Below are 6636 nucleotides of genomic sequence, written 5' to 3'. Positions count from 1 at the left end.
ACTCAAGTACAGCCTGCGGCTAGCTTCCTAGTTTGCTCTTTGATTTTCATTGAGTATAAGCACAAATAAAAAGCGGGACTTAAGTCTCGCTTTTTATTGTTATCATTAGTCACCCAAACCGATGCGTTCGAAGATCTCATCCACACGTTTGGTATAGTAAGTTGGGTTAAAGATTTCATCAATTTCTTCTTGAGTGAGACGTGAAGTCACTTCTGGATCTGCTTCAAGAAGTGGTTTGAAGTCGACTTGGTTATCCCATGATTGGGCTGTCTTAGGTTGAACAAGGTCGTAAGCTTGTTCACGCGTCATACCTTTTTCAATCAAAGCCAACATAGCACGTTGACTGAATATTAAACCAAATGTAGAGTTCATGTTGCGGATCATGTTTTCAGGGAAAACTGTCAAGTTTTTAACGATATTTCCAAAACGGTTGAGCATGTAGTCGATCAGAATAGTCGTATCTGGTGTGATGATACGCTCAGCTGATGAGTGAGAGATATCACGTTCGTGCCAGAGAGCAACATTCTCATAGGCCGTAATCATGTGACCACGGATAACACGCGCAAGACCTGTCATATTTTCAGAACCGATAGGGTTACGTTTGTGAGGCATTGCTGAAGACCCTTTTTGACCTTTAGCAAAGAACTCTTCCACTTCGCGTTGTTCAGACTTTTGGAGACCACGGATTTCCGTTGCCATACGCTCGATGGAAGTCGCGATACTGGCAAGAACTGCAAAGTACTCAGCGTGAAGGTCACGAGGAAGAACCTGTGTAGAGATTTCTTGAGCACGGATACCAAGCTTGTCGCAGACGTATTGCTCTACAAATGGTGGGATGTTGGCAAAGTTCCCAACCGCACCAGAAATCTTACCAGCTTCTACACCAGCAGCCGCATGCTCAAAACGCTCGATATTGCGCTTCATTTCGCTGTACCAAGTTGCCAATTTAAGACCAAAAGTTGTCGGCTCAGCGTGCACACCGTGGGTACGCCCCATCATGATGGTGAACTTGTGTTCTTTCGCTTTGTCAGCGATGATGTTAAGGAAGTTTTCAAGATCCTTGCGGATGATGTCGTTGGCTTGTTTGTAGAGGTAACCATAGGCAGTGTCCACCACGTCAGTAGAAGTCAAACCATAGTGAACCCACTTACGCTCTTCACCAAGAGTCTCAGAAACCGCACGTGTGAAGGCAACCACATCGTGACGAGTTTGCTGCTCGATTTCCAAAATACGGTCGATGTCAAAGTCCGCTTTTTCACGGATCAAAGTCACATCTTCCTTAGGAATTTCTCCCAATTCAGCCCATGCTTCGTCAGCCAAGATTTCCACCTCAAGCCAAGCACGGTATTTATTTTCTTCAGTCCAAATGTTCGCCATCTCAGGGCGAGAGTAACGTTCAATCATGTTTAATTTTCCTTTCTTTTGATGTTTCACATCAGTTAGCAAGCGGCAATCACTTTATTCAAATTCTTCTTTCCCAATCCATACAGATGGATAGTGATTGAGTGTATTCAAATCCGTATCCAGTGGGACATCATAGATGGCTAAATAGTTTTCAGGATATTGAGCAACTAGCTCTTCATACTTAGCTTTCACCTTTTCGTGATCACTACTAGCATACAAGACTTCGACGACTGCTCCAGTATTATCTTTTTCAACAAATGCGTTGACAATGAGTTGTATCATAAAACCACCTAAATCGAAATACACTTCATATTTGCTTTCAGAATAGGCATCTTTACATTTAACTCCTGACCGGTCTGATAAACACTTTGACAACAATAAAAGATGTCCTGTTTATCATTGTGCAAAGTCATAATTTTTCGGGTCAGCTCATTTTTCGCAAACATGACTTTCATGGCTTTACCTGCTATCCAAGCCGGAATTTTGTAAGGTAAGAGTTCTGCCTTATAAAGGTTCAAATTTACCCCACGCGCTTCTACGACTTTCAAAGCCTCTCGAATGGCCTTGATGGCCAATGATAATTCCGAAGAACTATTCATCAAGTTCAAAGCCAGTTCTTCTGGATTTTCCAAATTTCCTGAGCGAGCAGCTGTCGAAGTGACACCTGCGTTAATCGCCATGTGAATCCAAATCCACTCGACCATATCATGAGGCACTTCCCACTTCAAATCTGCAGAAACTAGTAAAGCCGTCAGATCAGCATAGTTAGAAATGTGTGCTTTTTGCTCACCTTCTAGCATTAAATGGTCGAACAAGACACCATCCAAATGGTTCTCCTGCATGTGACCACCCGCTGTCGGAAAGGCCAAAATATAGTCGTAATCCCCTGCCCACTTTTGGACCTCTTTTCGAGTATCCCAGAAATTACAGAAGAAAACAAGGGTGCCTTTGATATTGTTTTTTCGCAAGGTTTCCACAGCTTCTTTGACAAGCCCATGACGCACACTGAGAAAAATAAAATCATATTCCGAATGAGCTTCCGCCACATGAACCTCATAGATATCATGCTTATTCTCACCTTTGGAATGATAGCGACCATCTAGCAGATCAACTGACAACTCCTTCGGTGCATTGTTTTTCTTACTATCTCTCAGTACGTGTTCCACTTGATGGCCTGCTTTTTGAAAGGCGTAGGCATAAGTGGTCCCGATCACTCCGAGTCCTAGAATCGCTATTTTCACTTAAAAATCAATCCCTTTCCCAAACTCTTCCACACTATCCGGCACATCACTAAACAAAGTCACATGTCCCATCTTGCGGTTGTGCTTTGCCTCTATTTTACCATACATGTGGAGGTGGGCGCTTGGATTTTCTGTGACATATTGTTCAGCAGCCTCGACATGCTGGCCGAGGACATTGAGCATGACGGCTGGGGCATGCAGGTGGATAGCTGGCAATGGTGTTCCCAGAACACCGAGAATATGGGTATCAAACTGCGAGAAGTCACAGGCTTCAATCGAGTAGTGGCCAGAATTGTGTGGACGTGGCGCAATTTCATTGACAATGATGTCATCAGCAGTCGCAAACATTTCCACACAGAGCGTTCCAGATAGCTTGAGCTGTTCTGCAATTCGCACTGCCATAACTTTAGCTTTTTCTGCTAAGCTTGCTGGAATGCGAGCAGGCACAATGGTCTTTGAAAGAATGTTGTTGCGGTGGATATTTTCCTGAACTGGGAAAACTGTCACGTCCTTACCATTACCTGACACGATGACAGAAATCTCAAGGTCAAAGTTGACAAATTCTTCTAAAACACAGGCTGCTGAGTCTGCTAGCGCATAGGCTTCTTCCAAGTCTGCTTCCGAGCGAATGACCTTTTGCCCATGCCCATCGTAGCCACCAGTCGCGGTCTTGAGGACATAGTTTTTCGACAGATCAATATCTGCCAAGTCTTGGCTTGAGGTCACAACCTTGTAAGGTGCAACGGTGACTTTGGCCTTGTTTGAGAGAAAGTCCTTCTCAAAGATTCGATTTTGAGAGATTCGGAGTAGGTCTGTCCCTTGTGGAAGCTGACCATCCTTGATAACGGCATCCAAACCGTCGGCATCCACATTTTCAAACTCATAAGTGAGAACATCACATCGGTCTGCCAACTGACGAAGAGCGTCCACATCATTATAAGGAGCCACGATGATCTCCGCCACGCGAGAGGCCGGACAATCCGCCGCAGGATCCAGCGCGATAACCTTATGCCCCATATAGATTGCAGAAATGGCCATCATCTGACCAAGCTGACCACCACCGATAATTCCGATTGTTTTAGATGAGCTCATTTGTAGACTCCTCTGCGATTTTTCCTTGTTCTTCAGCAAAATTAGCAAGTGCGTCCGCAATGGACTTATCTTCTACAGAGAGGAGACGGAGGGCAAAGAGGGCAGCGTTAGTCGCACCTGCTTCACCGATAGCCATGGTTGCTACAGGAACCCCACCTGGCATCTGAACAATCGAATAGAGCGAATCCACACCGCTAAGAGCACGTGATTTGACTGGCACACCAATGACTGGAAGTGTTGTCTTGGCAGCTACCATTCCTGGCAAATGGGCTGCACCCCCAGCACCTGCAATGATAACCTTGATGCCACGGCTACGTGCTTCTTCGGCATGTTTGAACATGAGGTCTGGTGTACGGTGGGCGGAGACAACTTTCTTTTCGTAGACTACACCAAAACGGTCTAGGACTTCTGCTGTTTTTTGCATGGTGGCCCAGTCGGATTTTGAGCCCATGATGATGGAAATAATTGGTTTAGTCATAATTTTTCCTTTTTTCTTCTTTTTTGATAATGGTCTTAGGTGGTGGGGACGGAAGCAAACCTTAGACTTCATTCCTAAACTTTGAACCTAAGGTCTCAAAGCTTCCCCCGACCAGAACAGAAATTGTTCTGGTCTTTTCACCACGGCGACCATTATCGGGTTTGGCGACTCAGTCGCTTTTGAAATTTTATTTTATTGCCTTGCTACCGATATCCGTACGATAGAAAAGGCCTTCTGTGTTTTGTTTGTTGAGTTCGTTGTAAATAATGTTTTGGGCTTCTTTGACGGCGTCTGCTGTTGTGACGAGCATATAGACACGTCCGCCGTTTGAGAGAAGGTCTTGCCCATTTTCAGCGAATTTGGCACCGGCATAGTAAGTGATGATGTCGCCTTCTGTCTTGGTAGGAAGTTTGACACCTTTCTCATAAGCGAGTGGATAGCCGTTTGACGCGACAACCACACCCAGTGTCACACCCTTGTCTGTCCAGGTGATGGCTGGCTCTTTGCCTTCCAAAATGTCAGTAATGTTTTGCGCGAAGTCAGATGTCAAACGAGGTAAGATAATTTGCGTTTCAGGATCTCCGAAACGAGCATTGAACTCGATAACTTTCGGTCCATCTGCTGTCAGGATAAGCCCTGCGTAAAGGACACCAAGATACGGACGACCTTCTTTGATCATACCTTCAAGAACTGGCTTGACAATGGTGTCAACCGCCGTTTCAACCACGCTCTGTGGCAAGTGAGGAACTGGCGCATAAGCTCCCATACCGCCCGTGTTAGGGCCCTTGTCGCCATCATAGGCACGTTTGTGGTCCTGAGCCGTTGGCATGATGTAGAATTTATCTCCATTGACAAAGGCAAAGAGAGAAAATTCTTCCCCGTCAAGAAATTCCTCGATGACCACTCGCGCACCTGAATCACCGAATTTATTGTCCAAAAGCATCTCGTGAGCAGCTTCGACGGCTTGCTCAACCGTTTCAGCAACGACGACACCTTTACCTAGGGCCAATCCGTCTGCCTTGACGACGATTGGAGCGCCTTTTTCCTCAATATAAGCCTTAGCTTCCTCGAAATCTGAAAATGTGCCATAGGCTGCTGTCGGAACGTTGTATTTGACCATTATTTCCTTGGCAAAATCCTTGGACCACTCCAGCTCCGCCGCCAATCTTGTCGGACCAAAGGCTTTGAGACCAGCTGCATTGAAATCATCAACGATCCCAACAGCAAGGGCATCATCTGGCCCGATAAAGGACCAGGCAATATCGTTGGCTTTTGCAAACTCAATCAATTTAGAATGTTCGGAAATAGAGATATTTACCAATTCCAGACCATCCAGAGTCATACCGTCATTCCCGGGAGCTAAAAAGACTTTTTCAACGTCTTTTGACTCAAGCAACTTCTTAGCAATGGCATGTTCACGACCACCCGATCCGACAACTAACAGCTTCATCTTTCAACCTCTTTTGCGAATTATTTACTAATATTATACCACAAACGTTCGTTTTAATCTTGTTTCATTAAGCTTTTTTAAGCAAAAAAGGAAAGAAACTATTTCCTTCCCTTTCATTTTCTTAATGTCTTACTCCGTTATATATTCTTCTTTCAACGCTTTAGCAATATTCGGTTCCAATAAATTAACAAAATACTTTTTCAAATTTAAAATATTATCAACCTGTTCTTTATCTAACCTAAATGAACGACCAGTTTGAGGTTCCTTCAATGTACGTAATAGATCTTTACCAGTTGGCCATACTAATTTTCTTGCCTGTGGTTGAAAAGGATTTACTCCCGTCCCTGGCATTATTCCCCCGATAAATCCATTTGAATTTGCAGTACTTGAACTTTTGTTTATCAATGTAATAGTAGCAAATCCTAACGAATCTTCGCCAAATTCAACAATAATGAAAGGACGAATATCATACTCTGATTCACTATTAGAATAATAATTGAGTTCTTTTTCAATTCCATATTCATACTTATTATTTTTAAAAATATTTTTATTTAATTTAACCACTGTTAAATCATCATCATTTAGCGCATGCTCTTTACTATTAAATTCTATCAGATTGTCATTTTTTGAAAAAATCATAAATACATCTGGATTTAATCCAAATTTTCCTTCGAACACTATCGAAGAGAAGGCATAAAAACCATGCTTATAATCGTCTGTAGGTTCCCATGTCATAGCACTTCGACCCACAGAAGGAAAATGTATATTTTCAATCCTGCTTTTTCTGATATATCTTCTTTTATTGATAACATTTATTAATTCTCTAAAATCCGAACTAATTCCAATGGTTGGTCCTGACAATGACATTCCAATATTTAATTTTATAGATGACATCTTAACTTATCCATTCTATCAATTTACCTAATTATATAGAGATACCAAGTTCTCGTATATTACTCATTTTCTTAATA

At 43.1% G+C, this 6636-nt stretch carries 7 protein-coding genes; all 7 read right to left on the bottom strand.

Features of this window, described 5'->3' with window-relative positions; translation table 11 throughout:
- Positions 1-105 precede the first annotated feature (105 nt).
- The gene (gene purB, locus ADM33_RS08845) at positions 106-1404 is read right to left on the bottom strand and encodes an adenylosuccinate lyase (RefSeq protein WP_049504615.1); all 1299 of its coding nucleotides are present in this window, start codon (positions 1402-1404) and stop codon (positions 106-108) included.
- Positions 1405-1458: 54 nt separating this feature from the next.
- The gene (locus tag ADM33_RS08840) at positions 1459-1686 is read right to left on the bottom strand and encodes a hypothetical protein (protein WP_049504613.1); all 228 of its coding nucleotides are present in this window, start codon (positions 1684-1686) and stop codon (positions 1459-1461) included.
- An 8-nt stretch (positions 1687-1694) separates the two neighbouring features.
- Complete coding sequence (locus ADM33_RS08835) at positions 1695-2645, bottom strand: ketopantoate reductase family protein (protein ID WP_049504611.1); 951 nt, start codon at positions 2643-2645, stop codon at positions 1695-1697.
- The gene (gene purK / locus ADM33_RS08830) at positions 2646-3737 is read right to left on the bottom strand and encodes a 5-(carboxyamino)imidazole ribonucleotide synthase (protein WP_049504607.1); all 1092 of its coding nucleotides are present in this window, start codon (positions 3735-3737) and stop codon (positions 2646-2648) included.
- On the bottom strand, positions 3724-4215 hold the full coding sequence (gene purE, locus ADM33_RS08825; RefSeq protein WP_049504606.1) for a 5-(carboxyamino)imidazole ribonucleotide mutase: 492 nt from the start codon (positions 4213-4215) through the stop codon (positions 3724-3726). Before purE ends, purK begins: the two co-directional genes overlap by 14 nt.
- Positions 4216-4402: 187 nt before the next feature.
- The gene (purD, locus tag ADM33_RS08820; protein ID WP_049504605.1) at positions 4403-5665 is read right to left on the bottom strand and encodes a phosphoribosylamine--glycine ligase; all 1263 of its coding nucleotides are present in this window, start codon (positions 5663-5665) and stop codon (positions 4403-4405) included.
- A 129-nt stretch (positions 5666-5794) separates the two neighbouring features.
- Positions 5795-6559: a hypothetical protein gene (locus ADM33_RS08815; RefSeq protein WP_049504604.1), complete on the bottom strand. Its 765-nt coding sequence runs from the start codon at positions 6557-6559 to the stop codon at positions 5795-5797.
- Between the last annotated feature and the right edge of the window lie 77 nt (positions 6560-6636).

This window comes from Streptococcus oralis (genome assembly GCF_001075875.1).
Lineage (GTDB): Bacteria > Bacillota > Bacilli > Lactobacillales > Streptococcaceae > Streptococcus > Streptococcus oralis_I.
The sequence above is the reverse complement of the archived record's forward strand: the minus strand, read 5'-3'. Positions and strand labels throughout refer to the sequence as shown.

Bases quoted from the DNA above. Each gene is read 5' to 3' on its own strand.
- purK (WP_049504607.1), bottom strand. From the start codon at position 3,737: ATGAGCTCATCTAAAACAATCGGAATTATCGGTGGTGGTCAGCTTGGT.
- purE (WP_049504606.1), bottom strand. From the start codon at position 4,215: ATGACTAAACCAATTATTTCCATCATCATGGGCTCAAAATCCGACTGG.
- ADM33_RS08840 (WP_049504613.1), bottom strand. From the start codon at position 1,686: ATGATACAACTCATTGTCAACGCATTTGTTGAAAAAGATAATACTGGA.
- purB (WP_049504615.1), bottom strand. From the start codon at position 1,404: ATGATTGAACGTTACTCTCGCCCTGAGATGGCGAACATTTGGACTGAA.
- purD (WP_049504605.1), bottom strand. From the start codon at position 5,665: ATGAAGCTGTTAGTTGTCGGATCGGGTGGTCGTGAACATGCCATTGCT.
- ADM33_RS08815 (WP_049504604.1), bottom strand. From the start codon at position 6,559: ATGTCATCTATAAAATTAAATATTGGAATGTCATTGTCAGGACCAACC.